Source organism: Actinomycetospora sp. CA-084318, assembly GCF_050955885.1.
In the GTDB taxonomy this organism is placed as follows: Bacteria; Actinomycetota; Actinomycetes; order Mycobacteriales; family Pseudonocardiaceae; genus Actinomycetospora.
The window spans coordinates 5,453,681-5,479,560 of sequence record NZ_CP192098.1 but is presented as its reverse complement, the minus strand read 5'-3'; the positions used below and the strand labels follow the sequence as shown (position 1 = coordinate 5,479,560).

Annotated in this window: 21 protein-coding genes; 15 read left to right on the top strand and 6 right to left on the bottom strand. The window is 75.1% G+C overall.

Features of this window, described 5'->3' with window-relative positions:
* The 9 genes from pucL to ACQPYX_RS26640 all read left to right on the top strand — a co-directional run bounded on the left by pucL (position 1) and on the right by ACQPYX_RS26640 (position 11,562).
* Positions 1 to 897: a factor-independent urate hydroxylase gene (gene pucL / locus ACQPYX_RS26680; RefSeq protein WP_433800343.1), complete on the top strand. Its 897-nt coding sequence runs from the start codon at positions 1 to 3 to the stop codon at positions 895 to 897.
* The gene (locus ACQPYX_RS26675; protein WP_433800342.1) at positions 897 to 2,339 is read left to right on the top strand and encodes a nucleobase:cation symporter-2 family protein; all 1,443 of its coding nucleotides are present in this window, start codon (positions 897 to 899) and stop codon (positions 2,337 to 2,339) included. Before pucL ends, ACQPYX_RS26675 begins: the two co-directional genes overlap by 1 nt.
* A 22-nt stretch (positions 2,340 to 2,361) precedes the next feature.
* The gene (gene allB, locus ACQPYX_RS26670; RefSeq protein WP_433800341.1) at positions 2,362 to 3,696 is read left to right on the top strand and encodes an allantoinase AllB; all 1,335 of its coding nucleotides are present in this window, start codon (positions 2,362 to 2,364) and stop codon (positions 3,694 to 3,696) included.
* Positions 3,693 to 5,120 (top strand): allantoicase, encoded by a 1,428-nt coding sequence (gene alc, locus ACQPYX_RS26665; RefSeq protein ID WP_433800340.1) that lies wholly within the window; start codon positions 3,693 to 3,695, stop codon positions 5,118 to 5,120. Before allB ends, alc begins: the two co-directional genes overlap by 4 nt.
* The gene (locus ACQPYX_RS26660; RefSeq protein ID WP_433800339.1) at positions 5,117 to 6,376 is read left to right on the top strand and encodes a DUF6986 family protein; all 1,260 of its coding nucleotides are present in this window, start codon (positions 5,117 to 5,119) and stop codon (positions 6,374 to 6,376) included. The genes alc and ACQPYX_RS26660 overlap by 4 nt, the downstream gene beginning before the upstream one ends.
* 116 nt (positions 6,377 to 6,492) lie before the next feature.
* Positions 6,493 to 7,488, top strand: a complete 996-nt coding sequence (locus ACQPYX_RS26655) for an isopenicillin N synthase family dioxygenase (protein ID WP_433800338.1) — start codon at positions 6,493 to 6,495, stop codon at positions 7,486 to 7,488.
* Positions 7,485 to 7,964 carry a nucleoside deaminase gene (locus ACQPYX_RS26650; RefSeq protein WP_433800337.1) on the top strand — a complete coding sequence of 160 codons (480 nt, stop codon included), beginning with the start codon at positions 7,485 to 7,487 and terminating at the stop codon, positions 7,962 to 7,964. The genes ACQPYX_RS26655 and ACQPYX_RS26650 overlap by 4 nt, the downstream gene beginning before the upstream one ends.
* Entirely contained in the window at positions 7,964 to 8,809 is an 846-nt protein-coding gene (locus tag ACQPYX_RS26645) for an FAD binding domain-containing protein (protein WP_433800336.1), read from the top strand. The genes ACQPYX_RS26650 and ACQPYX_RS26645 overlap by 1 nt, the downstream gene beginning before the upstream one ends.
* On the top strand, positions 8,806 to 11,562 hold the full coding sequence (locus ACQPYX_RS26640; protein ID WP_433800335.1) for a molybdopterin-dependent oxidoreductase: 2,757 nt from the start codon (positions 8,806 to 8,808) through the stop codon (positions 11,560 to 11,562). Before ACQPYX_RS26645 ends, ACQPYX_RS26640 begins: the two co-directional genes overlap by 4 nt.
* Here ACQPYX_RS26640 and ACQPYX_RS26635 read toward each other — a convergent pair.
* Genes ACQPYX_RS26635 through ACQPYX_RS26620 form a run of 4 tightly spaced genes read right to left on the bottom strand, consistent with a single transcriptional unit; the run spans position 11,538 to position 15,804 of the window.
* On the bottom strand, positions 11,538 to 12,827 hold the full coding sequence (locus ACQPYX_RS26635) for a DUF222 domain-containing protein (protein WP_433800334.1): 1,290 nt from the start codon (positions 12,825 to 12,827) through the stop codon (positions 11,538 to 11,540). The genes ACQPYX_RS26640 and ACQPYX_RS26635 overlap by 25 nt on opposite strands.
* Before the next feature lie 52 nt (positions 12,828 to 12,879).
* Positions 12,880 to 13,566, bottom strand: coding sequence for a nucleotidyltransferase domain-containing protein (locus tag ACQPYX_RS26630; RefSeq protein ID WP_433800333.1), 687 nt, complete (start codon positions 13,564 to 13,566; stop codon positions 12,880 to 12,882).
* 58 nt (positions 13,567 to 13,624) lie between these two features.
* Entirely contained in the window at positions 13,625 to 14,779 is a 1,155-nt protein-coding gene (locus tag ACQPYX_RS26625; RefSeq protein ID WP_433800332.1) for an MFS transporter, read from the bottom strand.
* A 32-nt stretch (positions 14,780 to 14,811) separates the two neighbouring features.
* Positions 14,812 to 15,804: an LLM class flavin-dependent oxidoreductase gene (locus ACQPYX_RS26620; protein WP_433800331.1), complete on the bottom strand. Its 993-nt coding sequence runs from the start codon at positions 15,802 to 15,804 to the stop codon at positions 14,812 to 14,814.
* Between the two features lie 248 nt (positions 15,805 to 16,052).
* On the opposite strand from ACQPYX_RS26620, the gene ACQPYX_RS26615 reads away from it, so the two are divergent.
* The 6 genes from ACQPYX_RS26615 to yhjD are packed head-to-tail and all read left to right on the top strand — an operon-like array spanning position 16,053 to position 23,197.
* On the top strand, positions 16,053 to 16,742 hold the full coding sequence (locus ACQPYX_RS26615; RefSeq protein ID WP_433800330.1) for a response regulator: 690 nt from the start codon (positions 16,053 to 16,055) through the stop codon (positions 16,740 to 16,742).
* Positions 16,739 to 18,436, top strand: coding sequence for an ATP-binding protein (locus tag ACQPYX_RS26610; protein WP_433800329.1), 1,698 nt, complete (start codon positions 16,739 to 16,741; stop codon positions 18,434 to 18,436). The genes ACQPYX_RS26615 and ACQPYX_RS26610 overlap by 4 nt, the downstream gene beginning before the upstream one ends.
* Positions 18,437 to 18,440: 4 nt before the next feature.
* Complete coding sequence (gene cofG / locus ACQPYX_RS26605; protein ID WP_433800328.1) at positions 18,441 to 19,601, top strand: 7,8-didemethyl-8-hydroxy-5-deazariboflavin synthase CofG; 1,161 nt, start codon at positions 18,441 to 18,443, stop codon at positions 19,599 to 19,601.
* Positions 19,598 to 20,623 (top strand): FO synthase, encoded by a 1,026-nt coding sequence (locus tag ACQPYX_RS26600; RefSeq protein WP_433800327.1) that lies wholly within the window; start codon positions 19,598 to 19,600, stop codon positions 20,621 to 20,623. The genes cofG and ACQPYX_RS26600 overlap by 4 nt, the downstream gene beginning before the upstream one ends.
* Positions 20,620 to 22,095, top strand: coding sequence for a flavin-containing monooxygenase (locus ACQPYX_RS26595; protein WP_433800326.1), 1,476 nt, complete (start codon positions 20,620 to 20,622; stop codon positions 22,093 to 22,095). The genes ACQPYX_RS26600 and ACQPYX_RS26595 overlap by 4 nt, the downstream gene beginning before the upstream one ends.
* 58 nt (positions 22,096 to 22,153) lie before the next feature.
* Positions 22,154 to 23,197, top strand: a complete 1,044-nt coding sequence (gene yhjD, locus ACQPYX_RS26590) for an inner membrane protein YhjD (protein WP_433800325.1) — start codon at positions 22,154 to 22,156, stop codon at positions 23,195 to 23,197.
* Between the two features lie 95 nt (positions 23,198 to 23,292).
* Here the strand turns inward: yhjD and ACQPYX_RS26585 are convergent, their stop codons facing one another.
* Positions 23,293 to 24,504, bottom strand: coding sequence for a D-alanyl-D-alanine carboxypeptidase family protein (locus ACQPYX_RS26585; RefSeq protein WP_433800324.1), 1,212 nt, complete (start codon positions 24,502 to 24,504; stop codon positions 23,293 to 23,295).
* Between the two features lie 95 nt (positions 24,505 to 24,599).
* Entirely contained in the window at positions 24,600 to 25,880 is a 1,281-nt protein-coding gene (locus tag ACQPYX_RS26580) for a PA containing protein (protein WP_433800322.1), read from the bottom strand.

Sequence of the window (25,880 nt, the reverse complement as noted above, 5' to 3'; positions counted from 1 at the left end):
GTGGGCATCGTCCTCGGCACGAATCAGTACGGGAAGGCGGAGGTCCGGCTGGTCCACGTGGACCGGTCGACGCCGCAGCACGTGATCACCGACGTGAACGTCACCAGCCAGCTCTTCGGCGACTTCACCGAGACCCACCTGACCGGGGCGAACGGCGCCGTGATCGCGACCGACACGCAGAAGAACACCGTCTACGCGCTGGCCCGCACCGGCGGGATCACCACGATCGAGGAGTTCGCGCTGCGGATGGCGCGGAACTTCGTCGGGAAGTACGACCAGGTCACCGGGGCGCGGCAGGAGATCGAGCAGTACTCCTGGAACCGCATCGAGACCGACGCGACGCCCGCGCACGACCACGCCTTCGTGCGCGCGGGCACCGAGACGCGCACCGTCGTCGTCACGAAGCGCGGAGCCGCGGAGACGGTGATCTCGGGACTGAAGGACCTGGTGGTCCTCAAGAGCACCGGCAGCGAGTTCTGGGGCTTCCCCGACGTCGAGTACACCTCGCTGCGCGAGACGACCGACCGCATCCTCGCCACCGAGGTCTCGGCCCGCTGGCGTTACGTCGACACGGACGTCGACTGGGACAAGGCGTTCGCCGCCGTCCGGCAGACCATGCTGGACTTCTTCGCCGGCACGCACAGCTACTCGATGCAGCAGACGCTCTACGCCATGGGGCAGGGCGTGCTCGAGGCCCACCCGGAGATCGCCGAGATCCGGTTCTCGATGCCCAACAAGCACCACTTCCTGGTCGACCTCTCGCCGTGGGGCCTCGACAACCCGAACGAGGTCTGGTTCGCCGCCGACCGGCCGTACGGCCTGATCGAGGCGGTCGTGACGCGCGACGACGTGCCCGCGGACGAGGCGGCGTGGGCCGGGATCGCGGGGTTCTGCTGATGAGCGCCGCGGACGAGAAGGCCACCGCCACCCCCGAGGACGTCGAGGTGCCGGGGCCGCGGCACGCGGCCGACGACGTGACGCGACCCGAGGACGAGCGCGCCGGGATCGGCACCGCCGGGCTCTACGGCCTGCAGCACATCCTCGCGATGTACGCGGGCGTCGTCTCGCCCCCGATCATCATCGGGGGCGCACTCGGCCTCGGCACGGCCGAGCAGGCGACGCTGGTGACGGCCGCGCTGTTCGTCTCGGGGCTCGGGACGCTGCTGCAGTCGCTGGGCATCGGCCCGGCCGGGCGCAGCTGGATCGGCTCGCAGCTGCCGCTCGTGCAGGGCGTGTCCTTCGCCGCGGTCGGCACGATGACGGCGGTGGCCACGGACGCGACGATCGGCTCGCCGGAGGCGCGGCTGGCCACGATCTTCGGGGCGGTCATCGTGGCGGGCTTGATCGGCTTCGTGATCGCGCCGCTCTTCGCCTCCCTGGTGCGGTTCTTCCCGCCGGTGGTGACCGGCACCGTCATCACCGTCATCGGGCTCTCGCTGTTCCCCGTGGCGCTGCGCTGGATCCGGGGCAACGAGACGATCACGGTGAACGGGGCCCGGGTGCCGAACCCGGCCTACGGCTCCGCGACGAGCCTCGTGCTCGGTGCCCTGACGTTGCTGGTGACGTTGCTCGTCGCCCGCTTCGCGCCCGGCTTCTGGTCGCGGATGGCGGTACTGCTCGGACTGGTGTTCGGGACCGTGCTGGGCACCGCGCTCGGCCTGGTGAACTGGGGCCGGGTGGCGCAGGGCCCGATCGTCGGCTTCCCGACGCCGTTCGCCTTCGGCGTCCCGCTGTTCTCCGTCGGCGTGATCATCTCGATGACGATCGTGATCCTGGTGATCATGGCCGAGACCACCGCCGACATCCTCGCGGTCGGCGAGATCCTGAAGACGCGCACCGACCGCAAGCGGATCGCGTCGGGCCTGCGCGCCGACATGGCGGCCACGGCGGTCTCGCCGGTGTTCAACGGGTTCCCGATCTCGGCGTTCGCGCAGAACGTCGGCATGGTGGCGATCACCGGCATCCGCTCGCGGCACGTCGTCGCGGCCGGCGGCGGCATCCTGGTCCTGCTCGGCCTGCTCCCGGTGCTCGGCCGCGTGATGAACGCGATCCCGCTGCCGGTCCTCGGCGGCGCGGGCATCGTCCTGTTCGGCAGCGTCGCGGCCGCCGGGATCCGGACGCTCTCCCGGGTGGAGTTCACCAACTCGAACATCCTGATCGTGGCCGCCTCGATCGGGCTCGGCATCGTGCCGATCACGGTGCCCGAGGTCTACGAGCACGTGCCCGAGTGGCTCGGACACGTCGTGGAGTCCGGGATCAGCGCCGCGGCGATCACGGCGGTCGTCCTGAACCTCGCCTTCAACGGACGCTCCTCGGGCGCGCAGGAGGCCGCGCACTGAGCCCCTCTAGGGTCGGGCGGCGATGCCCACCGATCTCGCCGTGCGTGCCCGCCGGGTGGTCCTGCCCGGCGGGACCGCACCCGCCGTCGTGACCGTCTCCGCCGGGCGGATCACCGCCGTCCTCGACCACGACGCGCCCGTCGCGGGTCCCGTCGTCGACCTTCCCGACGACGAGGTCCTGCTGCCCGGGCTCGTCGACTCGCACGTCCACGTCGACGAACCCGGCCGCACCCACTGGGAGGGCTTCGCGACGGCGACCGCCGCGGCCGCCGCCGGCGGGATCACCACGCTCGTGGACATGCCGCTGAACTCGATCCCGCCGACGATCGACCCGGACGCGCTCGCGGCGAAGCGGGACGCCGCGCGCGACCAGGTGGCCGTGGACGTCGCGTTCTGGGGCGGGGCGGTCCCGGTGCGCGACGGCGTCCCGGACGCGGCCGGCCGGGTCGACCCCGGCCGGATGCGGGCGCTCGCGGCCGCCGGGGTGCGCGGCTTCAAGTGCTTCCTCACCGACTCCGGGGTCCCGGAGTTCCCGGCGGTCTCCCACGACGACCTCGAGCTCGCCGCCGCGACCTGCGCCGAGCTGGACCTGCCGTTGATCGTGCACGCCGAGGACGACGGGGTGCTCGCCGAGGCGCCGCCGGCCGGGACCGACTACCGGACGTTCCTCGCGTCCCGCCCGCCCGGCGCGGAGACCACCGCGGTGCTGCGGCTCGCCGCGATCGCGGCGCGGACCGGGGCGCACGTGCACGTCCTGCACGTGTCGGCCTTCGAGGCCGCGGAGGAGATCGGCGTCGCGCGGGACGCCGGGGTGGCGCTGACCGCCGAGACCTGCCCGCACTACCTCGCGCTCGCCTCGGAGACGATCCCCGGCACGGCGGGCAAGTGCTGCCCGCCGGTGCGCTCCGAGGCCAACCGCGAGCTGCTCTGGGGCGCGCTCGGTGCGGGCCGCCTCGACGCCGTCGTCTCCGACCACTCGCCGTGCCCGCCGGAACTCAAGGAGGGCGGCTTCGACCGCGCCTGGGGCGGGGTCTCGTCGCTGGAGGTGGCGCTGCGCGTGGTGTGGTCGGGCGCCGAGGCGCGCGGCCACACCCTCGACGACCTCGCCCGCTGGATGGCGGACGCCCCCGCGCGGCTCGCCGGGCTGGACACCAAGGGCCGCATCGAGGTGGGACGGGACGCCGACCTGGTGGTGTTCGCCCCGGACGAGATCGCCGCGGTCGACCCGGCCGCCCTGCACCAGCGCCACCCCGTCACGCCCTACGCCGGGATGGCCCTGCGCGGCGCCGTCCGGCGGGTCTGGCTGCGTGGCGCCGCACCCGGTGCCGGACGCCTGCTCCCCGAGGAGGTCGCGTGATCGACCTGGCGTCGCGAGCCGTCGGCGGCGGCGTGGTGGCCGCGAGCGACGAGACGTTCGCGGAGAAGGAGAACCTCGTCGCGGCGGCGGCGCCCACCCACGCCGCGCACACCTTCGGGCACAAGGGACAGGTCTACGACGGCTGGGAGACCCGTCGCCGGCGCGGGGACCTCGACGGTGAGGATTGGGCAATCGTCCGCCTCGGCCTGCCCGGTGTCGTGCACCGCGTCGTCGTCGACACGGCGTTCTTCGACGGCAACCACCCGGTCTCCGCCGAGGTCGACACCTGCTGGGTCGAGGGCCGTCCGACGCCCGCGGAGGTCGTCGCGGGCCCGTGGGAGCGGCTCTGCGGCACCCCGCTGCAGGGGAACACCGCGCACCCGGTCGACGCCGAGGTCCCGCGCGCCGCGACCCACGTCCGCCTGCGGATCCGTCCCGACGGCGGGGTCGCGCGACTCCGGGTGCTCGGGGAGGTCCTGCCCGACGTCCGCCGGTGGCGCGGGATCGGCGTCGACCTCGCCTCGCTCGGGGCCGGTGGGCGCGTGCTGGACGCCTCGAACCGGCACTACTCGCCGCCGGAGAACCTGCTGCTGCCCCGCTCGGCGGCGACCATGGGCGAGGGCTGGGAGACCCGGCGGCGTCGCGACGGCGGGTTCGACTGGGTCGACGTCGCGCTCGGCGTCGCGGGCCACGTACACCAGGCGGTCGTCGACACCACGCACTTCGTCGGGAACGCCCCCGGCACGGTGCGGCTCGTGGCGGTCGGGGACTCCGGCGAGGCCGAGCTCCTGCCCGAGACCCCCGTGCAGCCCGACACCGAGCACTGGTTCGGCCCGGCGGACGGCCTCGAGGCCGGGCTCGTCGTCGGGCGGGTGCGGGTGGAGGTCCGTCCCGACGGCGGGTTCGCGCGGCTGCGGCTGCACGGGCGCCCCACCCCGGAGGCGGTTGCGACCGCGGGTCTCACCCGGTTCGACGCCGTCCCCGCCGCCGTCGCCGAGCAGGTGCTCCTCGGGTGCTGCTCCGCCCCCGGCTGGGGCGCCGACGTCGCGGCCGGCCGCCCCTACGGCTCCCTCGACGCGCTCGTCGCGACGGCCACGGACCGCGTCCTGGCTCTCGACGACGCCGAGTTCGCCGCCGCACTCGCCGGGCACGCCCGGATCGGCGCGCCCCGCGACGGCGTCGGCGCCCGCGAGCAGGCCGGGGTCGGGGCCGCCGACCGCGCCGCGCTCGAGGAGGGCAACCGCGCCTACGAGGAGCGGTTCGGGTACGTGTACCTGGTCCGCGCGGCGGGACGCAGCGGCGCCGAGCTGATGGCGCTGCTGCGCGAGCGGCTCGCGCACGACCCGGCCACCGAGGCGGGAGTGGTGCGCGCCGAGCTGGCGGAGATCACGGCGCTGCGGCTGCGGGACCTGTGGGTGCCGTGAGCGGGTCGTCTCCTGATGGCAGCGAAGCGTCGTCGCTGTCAGCCAGTGGCAGTAACGACGCTTCGCTGCCACCAGGAGAGGGGCTGCTCGACGCGATCGACGCCCGCCTCGCCGTCACCGACGCCGCCCTGGACGCCGACGAGGCGGCCCGGGCCCGGCTCGCCGCGCGCGACCCCGAGCCGGTGCACGTCTGCTACGTCCCCGCCGACCGCGTCACCCCGACCACGGCCCGGGAGTGGGGCGACGAGGCCGTCGCCGCGCTCGACCGGTTCGCCGACGACCCCGAGCTGCCCGCCGTCCTCGGCGTGTCCCCTGACGAGCTCCGCGCCGCCCTGCACCGGGTCGCCCGGATGCTCGCCGCCCGGCCGGTCGCCGACCTGCGCGCCGACCTCGAGGACGGCTTCGGCCACCGCCCGGACGCCGAGGAGGACGCCGCGGCGGTCGCCGCCGGCCGGGCCCTCGCCACGATGCTCGCCGACGAGCGCGGCCCCGTCCGCGGCGGGCCGCGCGTCAGGTCGATGGAGCGCGCCACCCGCCGTCGGGGCCTGCGCTCGTGGGCCCTCGTCGCCGACGCCTTCCTGACGGCGGGTGGGGACCCGTCCCGCCTGCGGGTCACCCTGCCGAAGGTGTCGGCGCCCGAGCAGGTCACGGCGTTCGTCGAGGCGACGGCGGCCCTCGAGGCCCGCCACGGGATCGGCCCGGTGCCCGTCGAGCTGCAGATCGAGACCCCGCGGGGTGCGCAGCGGGTGGACGCCCTGGTGGCGGCGGCGGGCTCCCGGGCGGCCGGGCTGCACTACGGCACCTACGACTACTCGGCGAGCCTCGGCATCGCCCCCGACCAGCAGCGGGCCGACCACCCCGCCGCCGAGCACGCGAAGTTCGCGATGCAGCTCGCCGGGGCGGCCGCCGGGGTGCCGGTCTGCGACGGGTCGAGCGCCGTGCTGCCCGTCGGGGACCGCGCGCAGGTGCTCGCCGCGTGGGGCATCCAGGCCCGCATCGTCCGGCGCGCCCTGGAGCTCGGGATCGGCCAGGGCTGGGACATGCACCCGGCGATGGTCCCGGCACGACTCGTCGTCGTGACCGCCGTCCACCGCGCCGGGCTCCCCGCCGCGGTCGAGCGCCTGCGCGCGTACCGGGCCGGGGCGTCGTCGGGAACCCTCGACGAACCCGCCACCGAGCGCGCGCTCGTCGGGTTCCTGCGCCGCGGCGTCGCGTGCGGGGCGGTGGACCCGGACGAGGTCGACGGGCTGCTGTGACCACGTCCGACCACACGACCCCGGAACGTCACACGACGGAGGTCGCACACCGCCTACAGTGACCGGTCACGGCACCGTGGCCGGCCCCGCCCGACGCAGCGACCACGGGAGGCCCGATGTTCGACGTCCCCATCGTCGACCTGTCGCCCTACCTCGACGGCGACCCCGCCGTCCGGCCCCGCACCGCCATCGCGCTGGACCGCGCCTGCTGCGAGGTCGGCTTCGTGCAGCTCGTCGGGCACGGCGTGCGGCCCCGGTCGGTGGCGGCGCTCTCGGACGCGGTGGACGCGTTCTTCGCCCTGCCGCCGGAACGCAAGCAGGCGCTGATCGTCACCGACGGCACCAACCGCGGCTACAGCCCGCCGCGCAGCGAGTCGCTGAGCCGCAGCCTCGGCGTCGAGCAGACCGGGAACATGAACGACTACTTCGAGGCGTTCAACGTCGGCACCGCCGCCGACGGACCGGACTCCGGCGGCGACGGCAACGTGTGGCCGGACCTGCCGGGGTTCCGCGAGGCGGTCGAGACCTGGACCCGCGAGGCCCGCCGGGTGGTGCGGGCGCTGGCCAGCGCGCTCGGCGACGCCCTCGGCGACCGGGACGTGCTGCACCGGCTCGCGGACGACCCCGTGCAGGTGCTGCGCCTGAACCACTACGCGCTCGAGGAGCAGGACCTGCCCGAGGGCGCCGACCTCTCCGGGATGGGCGAGCACACCGACTACGGCCTGGTGACCGTGCTGTGGGCGGACCGCGTGCCGGGACTGCAGGTGCTCCACGAGGGCACGTGGCAGGACGTGCTGCCCGCCCCGAACGCCCTGCTGGTCAACCTCGGGGACCTCACCGCCCACCTGACCGGCGACCGGTGGCGCTCGACCCTGCACCGGGTCCGGCCGCCGGTCCGCGACGGCCGGGTCCTGCGGCGCCGGTCGGCGGCGTTCTTCCACGACGGCGACCCGGACGCGGTGGTCCGGACCCTGCCCCTGCCCGGTGCGGTGCCCTACCCGGCGACCACGGTGCGGGAGCACCTCGCCCGCAAGCTCGCGGGCAGCCGGACGGGGACCCCGAACACGACGGCCGGGCGCGAGGCGGCCCGGGTCCGGGAGGCGGCGCGATGAGCGACGACGGGCGGTTCCTGCGCGAGGCGGTCGCGATCGCCGAACGCAACGTGGCCGACGGCGGCGGCCCCTTCGGCGCGCTGATCGTGGCCGACGGCACGGTCCTCGCCCGCGGCCGGAACCGGGTCACCCGCGACCTGGACCCGACCGCCCACGCCGAGGTGACCGCGATCCGCGCGGCGTGCCGCGCCCGCCGTGACTTCTCGCTGACCGGGGCGACGCTGTACACGAGCTGCGAGCCGTGCCCGCTGTGCGTCTCGGCCTCGCTGTGGGCCCGGCTGGACCGGGTGGTGTACGCCGCGGACCGGCACGACGCGGCCCGGGGCGGCTTCGACGACCGGGAGTTCTACGAGCTCTTCGCGGCCGACCCCGGCACCTGGCCCACCCGGGTGGAGGCGATGGGGTCGAGCCTGGAGCTCGACGCGCAGGCGCCGTTCGACGCCTGGCTCGCCAAGGGCGACCGGGTGCACTACTAGTGGATCTGCTCACGGTCGGGACCTTCGCACGACCCACCGACGACGACGCCCTGCGCACGCTCCAGCCGACCCTCGGCCCCGACCGCACGCTGCTCGGCGGCGGCACCTGGCTGTTCTCCGTGCCGCAGCCCCACCTCGCCGGGGTCGTCGACCTCGTCGGGCTGGGCTGGGAACCGCTGGTCGCGGGCGTCGACGGGCTCACGGTCGCGGCGACGACGACCCTCGCGCAGCTGGCCGACGTCGACCCGTCGTCGTACGCGGACTGGCCGGCGGTCGCGCTCTTCGCGGGCTGCTGCGAGGCGCTCGTCGGGTCACGGAAGATCCAGCGGGTCGCCACCGTCGGCGGCAACGTCTGCCTCGCGCTGCCGGCCGCGCCGATGGTCACGCTCGCGGCGGTGCTCGACGGGACGGCCACGCTCTGGGGTCCGCACGGCGGGTCGCGCGCGGCCGCCGTCGTCGACCTCGTCGCGGGCCCGCAGCGCAGTGCCCTCGCGCCCGGGGAGGTGCTGCGTGCGATCCACCTGCCCGCTGCCGCCCTGCGCGCCCGCACGGCCCTGCGCAAGGCGTCGCTGTCGCCGCTCGGGCGCTCGGCGGCCCTGCTCGCGGGGCGACGGGACCCCGACGGCGGGTTCGTCCTCGCCGTCACCGCGTCCCTGCCGCGGCCCGCCGTCCTGCGGTACGCCGAGGTCCCGGCGGCGGAGGTGCTCGCGGCGGACGTCGCGGCGCTGGGGGAGACCGTCGGGGGTGGCTGGTACGACGATCCGCACGGCTCGCCCGCGTGGCGGCGGGCGATGTCGTTGCTGCTCGCCGAGGAGGTCCGGCGGGAGCTGGGGGACACGGGATGACGACCGTCGACGGGGTGCCGCTCGACGCCGCTCCCCGCCCCGGGCAGTGCCTGCGGACGTATCTGCGCGAGCACGGCCACCAGGCCGTGAAGCGCGGCTGCGACGCGGGGGACTGCGGGGCGTGCACGGTGCTCGTCGACGGCGCGGCCGTCCACTCCTGCCTCTACCCCGCGGTGCGCGCGAGCGGCGCGATCGTCACCACCGCGGCGGGCCTGCCGGAGGGGCCCGACGATCCGCGTCCCCGGTTCGCCGCGGCGGCCGGCTTCCAGTGCGGGTTCTGCACGGCGGGGCTGGTGACGACGGCGGCGGCCGCGCCCGCGCAGGTGGCCGACCCGCAGGAGCGGGCGCGTGCCCTGCAGGGCAACCTCTGCCGCTGCACCGGCTACCGCGCGATCGCCGACGCGCTCGACCGGCACACGACCACGGCGGCCGGTCCCGTCGGGGCGTCGTCGCCGGCGCCCGCCACGGAGCGGATCGTGCGGGGGAGCGAGCCGTTCACGTTCGACGGGGAGGCCCCGCCCGGCACCGCGCACCTCGTCGTCGTGCGCAGCCCGCACGCGCACGCCCGCATCACGCGGATCGACACCGAGGCGGCCGAAGCCCTGCCGGGGGTCCTCGCCGTGCTCACCCACTCCGACAGCCCCGACGTGCTGTTCTCCACCGCCCGGCACGAGAGCCGCCTCGACGACCCCGACGACACGCGCGTCCTCGACGACGTGGTGCGGTTCCACGGCCAGCGGGTCGCCGCCGTGGTCGGCGCCGACCTCGCCGCGGCGGAGGCCGGGGCGCGGGCCGTCGTCGTGGAGTACGAGCCGCTGCCGCCGGTCCTCGACGTGGAGACCGCGCGGGACGCGCCCCCGATCCACGGGGAGAAGACCGGGAGCCGGATCGCCGACCCGGCCCGCAACGTCGTCGCCGCGCTCCACCAGGGCGTCGGCAGCATCGCCGCCGGGATCGCCGAGGCGCGGGCCGCGGGCGGCGCCGTCGTCACGGGCACGTGGCGCACGGGGCGGGTCTCGCCGGCGTCGTTGGAGACCCACGGCAGCCGCGCGTGGGTCGACGACACCGGTCGGCTCGTCGTCCGGACGTCCACCCAGGTGCCGTTCCTCGTGCGCGACGAGCTGGCGCGGGTGCTCGGCCGGGCGCCGGCGTCGGTCCGCGTGACCACCGGCCGGGTCGGCGGCGGGTTCGGCTCGAAGCAGGAGATGCTCACCGAGGACCTCACCGCGCTCGCGGCCCTGTACACCGGGCGGCCGGTGCAGTGGGAGCTCACCCGCACCGAGTCGTTGACCGCGACGCCGACCCGGCACCCGATGCGGGTCACCGCCACGGTCGCCGCGCGGCCGGACGGCACGCTCACCGCCCTCGGGATCGACCTGCTCTCCGACGCCGGGGCGTACGGCAACCACTCGCCCGGCGTGATGTTCCACGGCTGCCACGAGTCGATGGCCCTCTACCGGTGCGCGAACAAGCGGGTCGACGCCGAGGCGGTGTACACCACCACGCCGCCGTCGGGCGCGTTCCGCGGCTACGGCCTCGGGCAGGTGCAGTTCGCGATCGAGTCGGCGCTCGACGACCTGGCCCGCGAGCTGGGGCTCGACCCCTTCGAGCTGCGTCGACGGGTCGTCGTGCGGCCCGGTGACCCGTTCGTCGCGTCCGCGGACCCGACCGAGCACCCCGACGACCTGGCCTTCGGCTCCTACGGCCTGCCCGAGTGCCTGGACCTCGCGCAGGCGGCCCTGGCCCGCGACGGCGACCCGGCACCCACCGGGCCGACGTGGCGGGTGGGGGAGGGCATGGCGTCCACCATGATCGCGACGATCCCGCCGCGCGGGCACCGGGCGCAGGCCGTCGTGGCCCTCGAGGCCGGGCGCTACCGGGTGCGGGTGGGCACCGCCGAGTTCGGCAACGGCACCGCCACCGTGCACACCCAGATCGCCGCCACCGCGCTCGGCGCCCGGCCCGACCAGGTGGAGCTGCACGGGGGCGACACCGACGCCGTCGACGTCGACACCGGCGCGTTCGGGTCCACCGGCACGGTCGTGGCCGGCACCGCGGTGGCCCGCGCCGCGGAGGCCCTCGCCACCGAGCTGCGAGGGAAGACGGCGGCGCGGCTCGGCGTCGCGCCCGCCGACTGCACGCTCGGCCCGGACGGCGTCACCGCCGTCGACGGCCGCCGGATCGACCTGGCCGACCTCGCCGGCGCGCGAGGCGAGGGCGCGCACGGCGGGTCCCCCCGGTCGGTCGCGTTCAACGTGCACGCGGTGCGGGTCGCCGTCGACACCGCGACCGGGGAGATCCGCGTCCTGCGCTCGGTGCACGCGGCGGACGCCGGTGTGGTGGTCAACCCGCAGCAGTGCCGCGGCCAGGTGGAGGGCGGGGTCGCCCAGGGGATCGGGACGGCGCTGTACGAGGAGATCCGGCTCGACGACGCCGGCCGCGTCACCACCCGGGTGCTGCGCGACTACCACCTGCCCCAGTTCGCCGACGTCCCGCGCACCGAGGTGCTCTTCGCCGACACGGTCGACACCCTCGGGCCGTTCGGTGCGAAGTCGATGAGCGAGTCGCCCTACAACCCCGTGGCCCCGGCGATCGCCAACGCGATCCGCGACGCCGTCGGGGTCCGGCCCCGCCGCCTGCCGATGACCCGGGACCGGGTGTGGGCGCTGTGCCGGCACGCGGCTGCGGTGTGCGACGCGTCGGATCCGCCGGGTGACGTCACGTCCGCTCACGGTCCGGCTCGGCTGGTGTAGGTGTGGCCGGTCGGGGTGGTGGTCCGCACGGTGTGCGGTCGGTCGCCGGTTCCGTCGTGGACGACGTCGTGGCGCCAGCCGGGGAGTTCCTTGTCCTCGTTGTGGCGCACGCAGTTCCCGCGGCCGTTCCGGAAGCTGGTCGGGCCGCCGGCCTTGCTCCCGCGGATGTGGTCGAGGTGGCGGATGGGGGCGTCGCAGAACGCCTCGCGGCACCAGCCGTGATCGCGCCAGGTGATCAGCTTCGCGAGGAACCCGTCGAACAACCGCCGCGTCGGGTCTCCGCCGACCAGGCCGCCGTGGGTGGGGTGGGCGAACAGTCTCCGCCACCACCGTCTCCCGCCGGTGCGCCGCAACAGCTCGACGACGATCCCGCCCGGCAGCGGCCCGTGCCCCACCAGTTCGGCGGTCTTCGGGCTCTCGAGGTCGGTGAGGGCGTCGAGCGGGAGCACGATCCCGACCTCGACGTCGACGTCCTGCGCGCGGGCCTGCCCGGTGAGTCGTTCGACCAGGGTGTCGGCGACGATCTGGTCACGGGACCGCCCGCCGGACTCGCCGGTGGCGACCAGGGTGTCGGCGTGCCGACGCAGCGCGGCGATGCAGGCGACGCCCTGCTCGACGGGGAGCAGGCCGGACAGCACGCTCATGGTGTCCGGCGCGGGGCGCAGCGTGACGCGGCGGTCCTCGCGGGCGGTACGTCCGCGTCGGAGGAAGCCGACCGGGTCGGCCTCGTAGGCGATCTTCTTCACGGCCGCGACCGCGGCCTTGCGGCCCAGCTCCTCGAGCCCGGCCTCCGCGGCCTGCTCGTCGACCAGCCGGCGGAGCTCGGGGTCGAGGTGGCTGGTCAGGGACACGATCTGCTCGGCGAGGTACTCACTGATCCGTCCCGCGACCAGCAGGGCGCGGGTGCAGGGCAGGTCGGTGGCCAAGGCCCGCGCGACGTTCAGACGCCGGTCGGCCACGTGGGGGGAGACGTGCGCGGCGAGGGCGATCTGGTCGCCGATCCCGCGGCCGAGTTTCTCCGGGTCCAGCCGACCGGTCGCGATCTGGTCGAGCTGCTGTTCGACCTGCGCGCGACCGAACGCGACCATCGCGGTGTGCTGCGCCGCCGCCAGCGCTGCGCGAGCGCGTTCGAGGACCGCGATCCGGTCGATGCAGGCGGCGCCGTCCCCGACCGGGTCGGTCGGGAGCTCGGCGAGTTCCCCGAGGCGCGTGAGCAGACCGGTCAGCTCCACACCGACCGGGTCCACCGCCTCGTTCGAACTCATGTTTGCAAGCTAGCAGCGACCCCCGACAGCCTCCGGGCCGTCGAGGTCCCGCTCAGGCCCGACGTTCGTAACCTTCGTCGAGACGGCCACCGAGACGTGCGAGCTCGGCGTTCCCGAGGGCGAGCAGGAGGCCGGGATCACCGCCGACGGCGCGCTCGAAGCCGGCGACCAGCCTCTGGGCGAGGTCGGGATCGACCTGGTGGAGCCGACGGAGGAGCCAGCGACCGGAGCCGGTCCAGCACGTCCGGCTCACGAGCATCAGGTCGGCCAGGTCGGTGAACACGGATGCGGTGATCGCCGCGCGTTCACCGGGGTCGGGGGTGTCGGCGAGGTCGTCGAGCAGCGCGGTGAGCCGATAACGGCGGTCCTCGAGTTCTGCGGCGTCGACGACGTCCGGCCCGGCTTCCCACCGGCGACGGGCGAGCTCCTGCAGAGGCGCGATCCGTCCGAAGGGATCACTGACGATCGTGCCGGTCGCGAGCATGTGGAGCAGCGGCGAACGACGAAGCCTCCGTTCACGGCCGAGGAAGTCCACGAGCGACTCCTCGGTGTGGACGAAGAATTCGACCGGACGGCCGCGGAGGCGCTCGGTGACACGCATGGGAGCGGGCGGGCCGGACAGCAGGACCACCATGTCGAGATCGGAGCTCGCGGTGCTCTCGCCGTGCGCGGCACTGCCGCCGAGGACGGCGCCCAGCGCCTCGGGGAAGCGATCCGAGAGGATCTGCTGGACGAGCACGAAGGCAAGGGTCGGACACGTCCCTCGTCCGCGGCAACGCGAAGACGCCCGTCACGACCTACAGCTTCAGTGCCACCGCTCCGGCCACCAGGGCGACGCCGCCCAGCACCAGGTACGCCGTCGGGAACCCGCCCACCAGGTCGGCGACGAGGACACCGCCGGCCGGGGCGAGGGCGATGGCCACGGTGCTCGGCGCCGTGAAGACGCCGTTGACCCGGCCGAAGGAGGTCGTGCCCCAGCGGTCGGCCACCACCGAGGCCTGCAGCAGCGTGTGCATCCCGCGGCACGCACCGGCCAGGACGGCCACGGCGATGACGAGCCCCACCGGGCCCGGGAGCAGGCCCACGACCACCACGAGCGCGCCGCCGACGGTGAGCACGGTCGCGACCCGGACGGCCGGTGTCGTCCGGCGGGCGAGCGGCGCGTAGAGCAGCCGGCCGCCGACCTGCCCCGCCCCGATCAGCCCGAGGCCCACGGACGCGAGCCCGAGCGAGGCCCCGCGCGCCTCCAGCAGGCCGACGAGGTTGATCGTCGCGGAGTAGAGCCCGAAGCCGGCCAGGGCGAGCGCCGCGGCGAGCCCGAGGAAGCGCGGGGAGCGGAGCACCGCCCGGGCCGCGTCGTCGGGAGCACCGGGCCGCACGACCGGCGGTGTCCACGGCACCCGCAGGAACACCGCGTGCAGCGGGATCGTCACGACGGCCAGGACCAGCGCGAGGACCAGGTAGCTGTCACGCCACGTCAGGATCCCGGCGAGCGCCGCCGTAACCGGGGCAAACACGGTCGAGGCGAACCCCGCCACGAGCGTGAGGGTGGTCAACGGACGCAACCGGTCGGCGCCGAACCACCCGGTGATCGCGGCGAAGGCGGGCGGGTAGAAGGTCGCGGCCTGCCCGAGGCCGGCCACCGCCCACGCGAGGTAGAACCACGGCAGGGCGGGTGCCCGGGCCACGGCCAGGAGGCCGAGCACGCCGAGGACCGACCCCGTCGTCATGACCGGCCGGGGACCCACGCGGTCCAGCAACCGCCCGACGACCACCCCGGCCAGCGCCGAGACGATCGCCCCGAGCGAGAACGCCCCCACCGCTGCCGTCGACGACCAACCGGTCTCGGCCGTGATCGGACCCAGCAGCACCGGGAAGGCGTAGTAGAGGGTGCCCCAGCTCGTGATCTCGGTGACGCAGAGCGCCACCAGGCCCCGTCCGCGAGCGTCCATCGCCCGCGGACGGTGCCACAGCGGACGTCAGATCAGGAGGCCTCGACCTTCGGCATGATGTCGTTCTTGATCCGCTTGAGGTCGTCCAGCGTCTTCGACGTGGGCACGTCGGTGAACGGCGGCCAGATCAGCGGCATCGTCAGGCCGGCCTCCTTGTAGGCCTTGAGCCGGTCGGTGAGCTGGGCCTCGGTCCCGACGAGCAGGTTCGTGGGGACGCCGACGTCGGTCTGGTCGGTCTCGACGTCGGTGATGACCGTCCAGATCATCGAGCAGATCTCGAGGTCCTTCGAGCGCTTCTCGCTCCCGATCTCCTCGAACTGCTGGTCGATGGCGGTGAGCCACTTCCCGAGGCTGGTCGGCGAGTCCTGGATGCCGATGAACCCGTCGAGGTCGTACTTCGAGATCCGCTTGGCGGCCCGCAGCGGGTCCTTGAGGCCGGACATGAAGATCGGCGGCCGCGGCGACTGGAGCGGCTTGTGGCCGAAGCCGCAGGGCTCGAAGTCGGCGAACTCGCCGTGGAACTCGAAGTGGTCGTTGCCCCACACGCCCTGCAGGACCTCGATCGTCTCGCGGACGTGCTTGTGGCGCTTCGGGAAGATGTGCGAGGCGCTCGCCGCGGCGAACTCCTCGGGCATCCAGCCGGCGCCGACGCCGACGTTGAGGCGACCGCCGGAGAGGTGGTCGATGGTGGCGAGCTCGGCGGCGAGGACGCCGGGCGAGCGGAACGGCGTGTCGATGATGCTCTGGCCGATGCGGACCTTCGACGTCTTCGCGGCCAGCCACGGCAGCAGCGGGTAGCCCTGGAACCAGCGCCCCTTCGACTCCACCGGCAGCGCGTTGGGCAGGCCGTCCATCATGCCGAAGGAGTACTCCAGCTCCTGGCGGTCCGAGGCCGCGGGCACGACGATGCGGTCGAGGGTCCAGACGGAGTCGAACTCGAGCTCCTCGGCGAGGGCCGTCAGGTCCTCGAGCTCCTTGATCGACACCTCGGTGCGGAAGTTCGGCAGGTAGAGGGCGAGCTTCATGTCGCGGGTCCTCCTGGGGACGAATCGGTTCGGGTCGAACGCTCTCGGGTGCGGGGGCCGCGGCGACCGCCCGGCGGTCCCAGCCGCGGCGCTGCTCCTGCAGCGAACCACCATGGGTGACCCGCCTCACAAGATTGACAACGCTTTCTCAACGTCGGCACAACGGCGCCCGGCGCCCCCGACCCGGTACTTGTCGGCCGCCCGTGCGGCCCGGCACGATCGACGATCAGCCAGCGGAGGGGGTCGCCGTGGACCCGAACGTCGCCCCGCGGGTCCTCGTCGTCGACGACGACGAGGCCGTGCGGACGGTCGCGTCGTGGCAGTTGGAGTCCGACGGGTTCGCCGTCGACCAGGCCGGGGACGGCGCGGCGGCGCTGGCCGCCATCGACGGCACGCCGCCCGACCTCGTGGTGCTCGACCTGACGATGCCCGGCGTGGGCGGTCTCGACGTGCTGCGCCGGGTCCGCGCGGCGCCCGCGACCGAGGCGCTGCCGGTGATCGTCCTGTCCGGGCGCAGCGGCGAGACCGACCGCATCGTCGGCCTCGACCTCGGCGCCGACGACTACCTGGTCAAGCCGTTCTCGCCGGGCGAGCTCGCCGCGCGGGTCCGGTCGGTGCTGCGCCGCTCGCGGCCGACCGCCCCCGTCGTGGCCGGCGACCTCGCGCTCGACGTCGCGGCCCGCGAGGTGCGCCTCGACGGCGAGACCGTGGAGCTGACCGCCCGCGAGTTCGACCTGCTCGCCTTCCTCGTCGCGCACCCGCGCCAGGTCTTCTCCCGCGCCCAGCTGCTCTGCCAGGTGTGGCGCAGCGAGGGCTGGCAGGGCGAGGCCACCGTCACCGAGCACGTCCACCGGCTGCGCCAGAAGCTGCGGCCCGACCCGGAAGTCCGCCCGCGCATCCGCACCGTGCGCGGCGTCGGCTACCAGCTCGACCCGTGACGCCGGTCGACGACACCCGCGTCCTGCTCGGCCACCAGCACCGGGTGCTCGAGCTGCTCGCGGGCGGGGCGGCGCGCGGCGAGGTGCTCGAGGCCGTGACGCGGTCGCTGGAGGAGCTGATCCCGGGGAGCCGCTGCTCGGTCCTCGTGCTCGACGCGGTCGCGGGCACGCTGCACCACGGCGCGGCGCCGTCGCTGCCCGCCGAGTACTCGGCGGCGATCGACGGCATGGCGATCGGGCACGACGCCGGGTCCTGCGGCACGGCCGCCTACACCGGGGAGGCGGTGATCGCCGAGGACGTCGCCGTCGACCGCCGGTGGACGCGCTACCGGGACCTCGCGCTGCCGCACGGGCTCCGGTCCTGCTGGTCCAGCCCGATCCGGCTCGGCCGGGCGGACGCGCAGCAGGACGCGGTGCTCGGGACGTTCGCGGTGTACCACGAGGCCGGGCACCGGCCCGACGAGCGCGAGCGGCGCCTGGTCGCCCGCTTCACCGACCTCGCCGCGCTCGCCCTGGAGCACGACCGGCTCTACGGCGCGCTCGCGCAGAGCGAGGAACGGTTCCGCCGGGCGTTCGAGGACAACGCGGTGGGGATGGCGCTCACCGACCTCGACGGCCGGTTCCTCAAGGTCAACCCCGCGCTCGCGCGGATGCTCGGCCGCGGCGCCGCCGACCTGCTCGTCGCCGACCTCTCCGCGGTGGTGCGCCGCGAGGACCGGGCCGGTGCCCGCCTGCTGCTGCGCTCGCTGGCCGGCCGCGGCGGGCCGGTGTTCGGCGCCGCGGCGCCCGGCCCGCTGGAGGTCACGCTCGTCCGGGCCGACGGCAGCACGATCGTCGCGGCCCTCTCCGCGTCCGTCGTCGGCGCCGGGGCCCGGCGCCACCTCAGTCTCAACGTGGTCGACGTGACCGCCCGCCGCGCCGCGCAGCGCGACCGGATCGCCCGGCGCGAGGCCGAGCTGGCCGCCCGCGTCGCCGAGGACGCGAGCCGGGCGAAGTCCGAACTGCTCTCCATGCTCTCCCACGAGCTGCGCACCCCGCTGCAGGCGATCATCGGCTTCTCCGAGCTGCTCGGCACCCTCGACCTGCCCCCGGAGCGCCGCGGCGCCGCCCTCGGGCACATCGACTCCGCCGCCCGCCACGTGCTCGACCTCGTCGGCGACGTGCTCGACCTCGCCCGCCTCGAGGCGCGGGCCCTGCCGCTCTCGCCCGCGCCCGTCGACCCGGGGGTGCTCGTCGCCGAGGTGACCGAGCTGCTGGCCCCGCTCGCGGCGGAGCGGGGGATCACGGTCTCCGTTCCCGACGAGGCCTGCGGTGCGGTGCTCTGCGACGAGCGCCGGTTACGGCAGGTGCTGATCAACCTGGTCACCAACGGCATCCGCCACAACCACCGGTACGGCTGGGTGGAGGTCACCGCGCACGAGGACGACGAGGACGTCGTGCTCGCCGTGCGCGACGGCGGGCCGGGGATCGCCCCGGCGCTGATGGACCGCCTCTTCGTGCCCTTCGACCAGCTCGGCGCCGACGCGGGCGGGTCCGGCCTGGGGCTCGCGCTCGTCCGCGGGCTCGTCGAGGCCATGTCGGGCACGGTCGGGGTGACCAGCACGCCCGGGGAGGGGACGACGGTCACCGTGCGCCTCCCGGCCGCCGTCGATGCGGTCGCGACCCGGGCGGGCGTACGTTCGGGTGGTGGGTGATCAGATGCAGGAAGACGAGGTCCTCCGGCTCCTCGCCGCCCGCGGCGACGAGCTCGAGGCGCTCCTGGCGCGCGCGACCCGTCGTCGGGACGAGCACCTGGCCCACGAGGGCCGCGCGGGCACGGTGACCTACAGCCCCAAGGTCTTCGTGCCGCTCACCCGGCTCTGCCGCGACCGCTGCCACTACTGCACGTTCGCCACCGTGCCGGGCCGGCTGCCCGCGGCGTACCTCGAGCTCGACGAGGTCCTCGACATCGCGCGCGCGGGCGCGGACCAGGGCTGCACGGAGGTGCTGTTCACCCTCGGCGACCGCCCCGAGGCCCGCTGGCGGGCGGCCGGCGACTGGCTCGCGGCCCGCGGGTACGCCTCCACGATCGACTACGTCCGCGCCGCCGCCCAGGCCGTCCTCGACGAGACCGGTCTGCTGCCGCACCTCAACCCCGGCGTCATGACCCCCGACGAGCTCGCCGCGCTGCGGCCCGTGGCGCCGTCGATGGGGATGATGCTGGAGTCCACCTCGACGCTGCTGATCGAGCCCGGCGGGGCGCACTTCGGGTCGCCGGACAAGGACCCGGCGGTGCGGCTCACCGCGATCGCCGACGCCGGCCGCGCGCGGGTGCCCTTCACCACCGGCATCCTCGTCGGGATCGGGGAGACGCTGCGCGACCGCGCCGAGTCGCTGCTCGCGCTGGCCCGGCTCGCGGAGGAGTACGGGCACGTCCAGGAGGTCATCGTCCAGAACTTCCGCGCGAAGCCGGACACCGCGATGCGCGGCGAGCCGGACGCGGAGTTCGACGAGTTCGTGGCCGCGGTGGCGGTGGCGCGCCTGCTGATGCCGCTCGGCGTCACGGTGCAGGCGCCGCCGAACCTGGCGGGCGAGCTGGGCGACGCGCAGGATGCGGCCGACGACCAGGCGCTGCTGCTGCGGGCCGGCATCGACGACTGGGGCGGCGTGTCCCCGGTGACGCCCGACCACGTGAACCCCGAGCGGCCCTGGCCGGGCCTCGACGCGCTGGCCGAGGTCACCGCCCGCGCCGGCTTCACGCTGCGGCCGCGGCTCACGGTCTACCCGCGCTACCAGCGCGAGGCGGGCTGGATCGACCCGGCCGTGGCGCCCGTCGTCGGGAAGCTGGCGGACAGCGACGGCCTGGTGGCGCCCCGGTGACCTGGATCGACGCTGCTCGGGAGGACCCGGCGGGCCTTCCCGACGACGGGTACGTCGCGCTGCTGGGGGCCGACGGCGACGAGCTCGAGGAGCTGTGCGCGCTGGCCGACACCGTCCGGCGCCGGACGGTCGGCGACGACCTCACCGTCGTGGTCAACCGCAACCTCGACCCGGGGCTCGTCGTGAAGCCCGAGCACCTCGACGCGCTGGTCGACGAGGCGTGGTCGCTGGGCGCGACCGAGGTGTGCCTGCAGGGGCCGCTGCCCGACGACGCCGGGCCGGACGCGGCGGTCGAGCTGGTCGGGCGCATCACCGGACGGGCGCCGCTGCACGTCCACGCCTTCCGGCCCGCCGAGGTGGAGGCGGCCGCCGTGCGCCGCGGGTCGACCCCGGCGGAGTTCCTGACGACGGCCCGCGCGGCCGGCCTGGGCTCGGTGCCGGGGACGGCCGCGCGCATCCTCGACGACCGGGTCCGGGCCGTGCTGACCGGTGGCACGGACATCCCCGCGGCGCGCTGGACCGAGCTCGTCCGCACCGCGCACCGGGTGGGCCTGCGCTCGACCGCGACGATCGTCTACGGGCACGTCGAGACCCAGGCGCAGCAGGTGGCGCACCTGCGGACGCTGGCGGCGATCCAGGACGAGACCGGCGGGTTCACCGAACTGATCGCGATGCCGCTGGTGGACGTGCCCCCCGGGGTCGACGCCCGGGGCGCGACGGCGCGGGAGACGCGGGCGCTGCACGCCGTCGCCCGCCTGCTCCTGACCGGCCGGATCGACCACGTCCAGGCCGCCTGGCCGAAGCTCGACCGCGACACCGTGCTCGCCGTGCTGCGGGGCGGCGCGGACGACCTCGGCGGGCTGCTCCTGGACGGGACGCTCGACCCGGGTGCGGGCGCGGAGGCCGGCCGGGTGCTCACCGTCGCCGACGTGCACGACCTCGCGGCCGCGCTGGGCCGTCCCGTGCGGCAGCGGACGACGCTCTACGGCGAGGTGGAGCCGGAGCGGGTGACGGTGGCATGAGCCGCGCGGGCACGACCGACGTCGAGGTGGCGATCGTCGGCGCCGGGTTCGCCGGCCTGGGGCTGGCGATCCGGCTCCGCCGGCAGGGGCACCGCGACTTCGTGCTGCTCGAGCGCGCCGACGACGTCGGGGGCACGTGGCGGGACAACCGGTACCCGGGCGTGGCGTGCGACGTGCCGTCGCACCTCTACTCGTTCTCGTTCCGTCCGGCGCCGGACTGGTCGCGGATCTACGCGCCGGGCGCGGAGATCCAGCAGTACCTGCGCACGGCCGCCGCCGACGAGGGCGTGGCCGAGCACGTGCGGTTCGGCGCCGAGATGCGCGAGGCCCGCTGGACCGGGCGCGGCTGGGAGCTGCGCACCGACGCCGGCACGGTCCGGGCCCGCGTGCTCGTCCTCGCGGCCGGGCGGCTGACCGAACCGCGGATGCCGGACATCCCCGGCCTGGACACCTTCGACGGCCCGGTGGTCCACACCGCCCGCTGGGATCCGGCGACGCCGGTCGACGGCCACCGCGTCGGGGTCGTCGGCACCGGCGCGTCCGCGGCCCAGGTGATCCCGCAGCTCGCGGACCGGGCCCGCGAGCTCGTCGTCCTGCAGCGGACCCCGACCTGGGTGGTGCCGCGCGGCGACCGCGCCTACACCGCCGAGGAGCGGGCCCGGTTCACCCGCGACCCCGTCGCCGCCCGCCGCCATCGAGAGGACATCTTCGACGAGGCCGAGCGCGGGATCGCCGCGCGCCGGCGGCTGCGGCCCGCGATCGACGAGCTGCGCGCCCGGGCCCGCGACCACCTGCACGCGCAGGTCACCGACCCCGACCTGCGACGACGCCTGTCGCCGGGCTACGAGATCGGCTGCAAGCGCATCGTGCTCTCCGACGAGCTCTACCCGGCCCTCGACCGGCCGCACGTGACGGTCGAGGACTCGGCGCTGGTCGCGGTGGACGGCTCGACGGCCGTCGCCGGCTCCGGGCGCCGGCACGACCTCGACGTGCTCGTGCTCGCGACCGGGTTCCACTCGACCCGCCAGCCGTACGCCGGGCGGGTGCACGGCCGGACCGGCTCGTTGGAGGACCACTGGGCGGACGGGATGAGCGCCTACGCCTCGACGGCCGTGCACGGCTTCCCGAACATGTTCGTGCTCGACGGCCCGAACGCGAGCCTCGGCCACAACTCGGCCGTCTACATGATCGAGACGCAGATCGACTACGTGCTCGGCGCCCTGGCCCACCTGGGGGCGCGGGGCGGTCCGCTGGAGGTGTCGGCGGCGGCGGAGCACGCGTACGTCCGCGACGTCGACCGCGCCGCCCGCGACACGGTGTGGCTGCGCGGCGGGTGCCGCAGCTGGTACGTCGACGAGGCCAGCGGGCGTCTGACGCTGCTCTGGCCGGGCTCGGCCCGGTCGTTCCGGGAACGCAACGCGGAGTTCGACCCGAGCCCCTATCTCGGTACGGCCGGGGCCGCGACGGCGTGATCGTCCGGTTCGCTGGGTAGGTCAGTCCCCGTCAGGTGCGTCGGGGAGACGAGGGCGGATGTCGGCGACGGTGTACGGGACGGCGGAGCCGGCCCCGAAGACGAAGTTCGAGGAGATCCGCGAGCGCCACCCGTGGCTCGACCATCTCGTGCGGGCCGCGACGCGGTACACCGAGAAGCACGGTGACCACTACGCCGCCGCGATCACGTTCTTCTCGATCCTCGCGCTGGTCCCGCTGCTGATGGTCGCGTTCGCCGCGCTGGCGTTCGTGCTGGCGAACAACCAGGCGCTGCTCGACCGGTTCTCGCTCGGCATCACGCAGGCGGCGCCGCCCGGGCTGGGCGACCTCCTCAACAGCGTGATCAAGCAGGCGATCGAGCAGCGCAACGCGGTCGGGATCATCGGTCTGCTCGGTGCCCTGTTCTCGGGGCTCGGCTGGATGGGCAACCTGCGCGAGGCGCTCTCGGAGCAGTGGGACCAGCGCGGCGAGCCGCCGACGGTCGTCAAGCGCTACGCCGGCGACCTGGTCGCCATGATCGGCCTGGGGCTGGCCTTCGCGGTCTCCTTCGCCATCACCGCCATCGCCACCGGGGCCTCCAACGCCGTGGCGGAGTTCCTGGGGCTCGCCGACCAGACCTGGGTGAAGGTCGTGCTGTTCGTCGCCGGGATCGCGATCACGCTGGTGGCGAACTGGCTGGTCTTCCTCTGGGTGATCGCCCGGCTGCCCCGCGAGCCCGTGACGCTGCGCTCGGCGGGCCGGGCGGCGATCCTCGCCTCGGTCGGGTTCGTGATCCTCCAGCAGGTCATGACCTTCTACATCACGAGCGTCACCAGCTCGCCCGCCGGCGCGGCGTTCGGGCCGATCATCGGTCTGCTCGTGTTCGTCAACTTCGTCTCGCGCTTCATCCTGTTCGTCACCGCCTGGGCGGCGACGCTCAAGGAGAACGAGCGCGAGGACGTCCCCGAGCCCGCCCCGGTGATCGTCCGGCCGGCCGTCACCGTCGCGCGTGGTCCCGGCGCCCGGGCGACGGCGGGCCTGCTCGGTGCGGGCGCCGTGCTCGGGGCCGTGCTGGGGATCAACGGGATGCGTCGCCGCCGGTAGTCACCCCTGTTCCGAGCGAACGGCACCCTCGCGCACATAGATGCTGCGAGAGTGCCGTTCGTTCGGTATGGGTGGGCGGCGGACGGCCGCAGGGCCTACGCCCGGTGGCGGTACCGCGCCACGATCACGACGACGCCGAGCACGACGACCCCGCCCAGCGCGAGCCAGGTGCCCCAGCTCGTGTCGCCGGTCGCGGGGGAGTCGGGGGACCCCTGGGACGCGGGGGAGGCGTCGTCGTCCGGGGAGCCGGCGGCCCCGGGGGCGCGCTCGGTGAGCCGTCCGACGGCGGCGTCGCGCGGCAGGGCGTAGCCGTAGTCGAGCAGCGCGAGACCCTGCTCGACCATCGGGACCGGCCGCTGCTCGCCCCGCATGAGCACGACGACGAGGCGTCGCCCACCGCGGTCCTGCGCGCCGATGTAGGTGTGGCGGGCGTCGTCGGTGAAGCCGGTCTTGCCGCCGAGCGCGCCCGGGTAGCGGAAGATCTTGTTGTCGTTGTCCACGGCGAACGGCGGGGTCGGCCCGAAGCCCGGGAACTGGATCTGCCGGGTGCCGACCGCCTGGGCGAACGCCGGCTCCTGCATGCCGAGCCGGAAGATGCTGGCGAGGTCGTACGCGCTCGAGCTCTGCCCCGGCCCGTCGAGCCCGGACGGGGTGGCGGCGCGGGTGTCGAGGGCACCGATCCCGGCCGCGGTGCGGTTCATGAGGTCGACGGTCGCGGGCACCGACCCGGTGAGCCGGACGGCGAGGGCGTGGGCGGCGTCGTTGCCCGAGGCCATGAGCATCGCGTCGAAGAGCTGGCGCACCGTGTACTGCCCGCCGGGGCCGATGCCGACCCGGGTGCCCTCCTGGTTCGCGTCGTCCTGCGTGCCGGTGAGCACCTGGTCCATCGGCACCTGCCGGGCGACGAGCAGGCCGGTGAGGGTCTTGAGCAGCGAGGCGGGCCGCAGCCGCGCGTGCGGGACCTTCGCCGCGAGGACGGCGCCGGTGTCGAGGTCGGCGACGACGTAGGACTGCACCCCGACCTCGGGCGGGGCGGGCGCGCCGGACGGGACGACGACGCCGCACGTGCCCATCTGCTCGCCGCCCACCGGCTCGGCGGGCACCGGCAGCGGCGCGGGCGCGGTGCCGCCGGGACGCGGCGCCTCGGACGCGTCCACCGGCGGCCCCGGCTGGTTCACCTGCGGGCACGCCGCCTGGGCGGGTGCCGCGACGACCACCGGCGTCCTCGGGGACGCCAGGGCGGCCGGCACGGCGCCGAGCAGGCCGAGGAGGACGACGACCAGCAGGGCCGCGCAGCGGTGGAGCATCGGTGTCCGACCCTAACGGGTGGTCCTGCGGGGCCGGACGACGACGGCCCGCCCCCGGGGTGGGGACGGGCCGTCGTCGGGAACGCGGGAGGGGATCAGCCCTCGTCGTCCTCCGGGGCGTGGTCGCCGTTGAGGCTGATCTCGCGGCCGGAGGTGAGCGCCGGCTTGCGCGCCCCGCGGCGGGCGGCCGGGCGCGGGGCCGGCCCCTGCTGCTGGCCGCCGGAGCCGAGGATGATCTCGGCGAAGGTGGAGAGCGCCTCGTCGAGCTGGCCCGCCTGGCGCAGCTCGGACTCCTCGTTGGAGCGGTTGACCAGCGCGACGACGGCCTCGTGGTCGGGCCGGTTGACCAGGGTCCCGTCGAGCTTGTCCAGCGACGCCTCGAGGGAGGAGGCGAGCGAGGACACGCGGTCGCGGAGGTTGGTCTCGACGCCGTCGACGCGGGCGCCGAGCCCGCTCAGCGTCTTCTCGAGGCTCTCGGTGGTGCCGGTGAGCCGGCCCTCGACGCCGTCGAGCCGGGAGCCGACGGTCTGCTCGACGGTCTCCACCCGGCCGACCAGCGAGTGCTCCACGCCCTCGACACGGCCGTTGAGGCCGTCGAGCCGCCCGGCGAGCTCGTCGAGCTTCCCGGTGAGGTCGCGGGCCGTGGAGCCTGCCTCGTGCCGCGAGGTCTCGGCGTCCGAGCGCGCCGCGTCCCGCACGGCGGCGAGCTCCTCGGACAGGCTGCGCGAGGTCTCGGCGAGCGCGCGAGAGGTCTCCTCGACCTGGCCGCGCAGCGAGGACTCCACACCCTCGAGGCGCTCGCGCACCGGACCGGTGACCGCGGCGGGCATCCCGTCGAGGCGCATCTCGTGCCGGTCGAGGCGGTTGTCGAGGTCGTCGAGCCGCTTGTGCAGGCCGGCGATGCGGTCCTCGAGGCCGTCCATCCGGCCGGCGACGCCCTCGAAGCGGCCGGTGACGCCGTCGAGGCGGCCGTCGATCTGGGCGAACGGCGTCGCGAGCTTGTCGGCGACGCGGTCGACGACGCCCTCGACGAGCCGGGCCAGCGACGAGATCGCCGACTCCTGCGCGTCGAGCTTCGCGACGGTCTCGTCGAGGCGCTCGGCGAGCACGCTCATCTCGGTGCGGTCGGGCACCTCGGCCAGCCGCTTGCGGATGGCGCCGAGGGCGTCGAGGGCCGCGAGCCGACCGTGGATCTCGTCGAGCGAGTCGAAGATCTGCTGCTGCTCGGAGTCCCGCACCTCCGCGGCCCGGACGAGCATGCTGCGCATCCGGTCGAAGGACATGGTCTGGTTGGTGTCGATCACAGTGGAGCCCACTCCTCGCGGGGACACGGCCAGGTCACTCGACGCCGCGCGGTCGATCTCGACTTCGGTCAT

Excerpts from the sequence above, each read along its gene's own strand:
- ACQPYX_RS26675 (WP_433800342.1), top strand. The coding sequence starts at position 897 with ATGAGCGCCGCGGACGAGAAGGCCACCGCCACCCCCGAGGACGTCGAG.
- allB (WP_433800341.1), top strand. The coding sequence starts at position 2,362 with ATGCCCACCGATCTCGCCGTGCGTGCCCGCCGGGTGGTCCTGCCCGGC.
- ACQPYX_RS26655 (WP_433800338.1), top strand. The coding sequence starts at position 6,493 with ATGTTCGACGTCCCCATCGTCGACCTGTCGCCCTACCTCGACGGCGAC.
- ACQPYX_RS26650 (WP_433800337.1), top strand. The coding sequence starts at position 7,485 with ATGAGCGACGACGGGCGGTTCCTGCGCGAGGCGGTCGCGATCGCCGAA.
- ACQPYX_RS26640 (WP_433800335.1), top strand. The coding sequence starts at position 8,806 with ATGACGACCGTCGACGGGGTGCCGCTCGACGCCGCTCCCCGCCCCGGG.
- ACQPYX_RS26635 (WP_433800334.1), bottom strand. The coding sequence starts at position 12,827 with ATGAGTTCGAACGAGGCGGTGGACCCGGTCGGTGTGGAGCTGACCGGT.
- ACQPYX_RS26625 (WP_433800332.1), bottom strand. The coding sequence starts at position 14,779 with ATGGACGCTCGCGGACGGGGCCTGGTGGCGCTCTGCGTCACCGAGATC.
- ACQPYX_RS26620 (WP_433800331.1), bottom strand. The coding sequence starts at position 15,804 with ATGAAGCTCGCCCTCTACCTGCCGAACTTCCGCACCGAGGTGTCGATC.
- cofG (WP_433800328.1), top strand. The coding sequence starts at position 18,441 with ATGCAGGAAGACGAGGTCCTCCGGCTCCTCGCCGCCCGCGGCGACGAG.
- ACQPYX_RS26595 (WP_433800326.1), top strand. The coding sequence starts at position 20,620 with ATGAGCCGCGCGGGCACGACCGACGTCGAGGTGGCGATCGTCGGCGCC.
- yhjD (WP_433800325.1), top strand. The coding sequence starts at position 22,154 with ATGTCGGCGACGGTGTACGGGACGGCGGAGCCGGCCCCGAAGACGAAG.
- ACQPYX_RS26585 (WP_433800324.1), bottom strand. The coding sequence starts at position 24,504 with ATGCTCCACCGCTGCGCGGCCCTGCTGGTCGTCGTCCTCCTCGGCCTG.
- ACQPYX_RS26580 (WP_433800322.1), bottom strand. The coding sequence starts at position 25,880 with ATGACCGAAGTCGAGATCGACCGCGCGGCGTCGAGTGACCTGGCCGTG.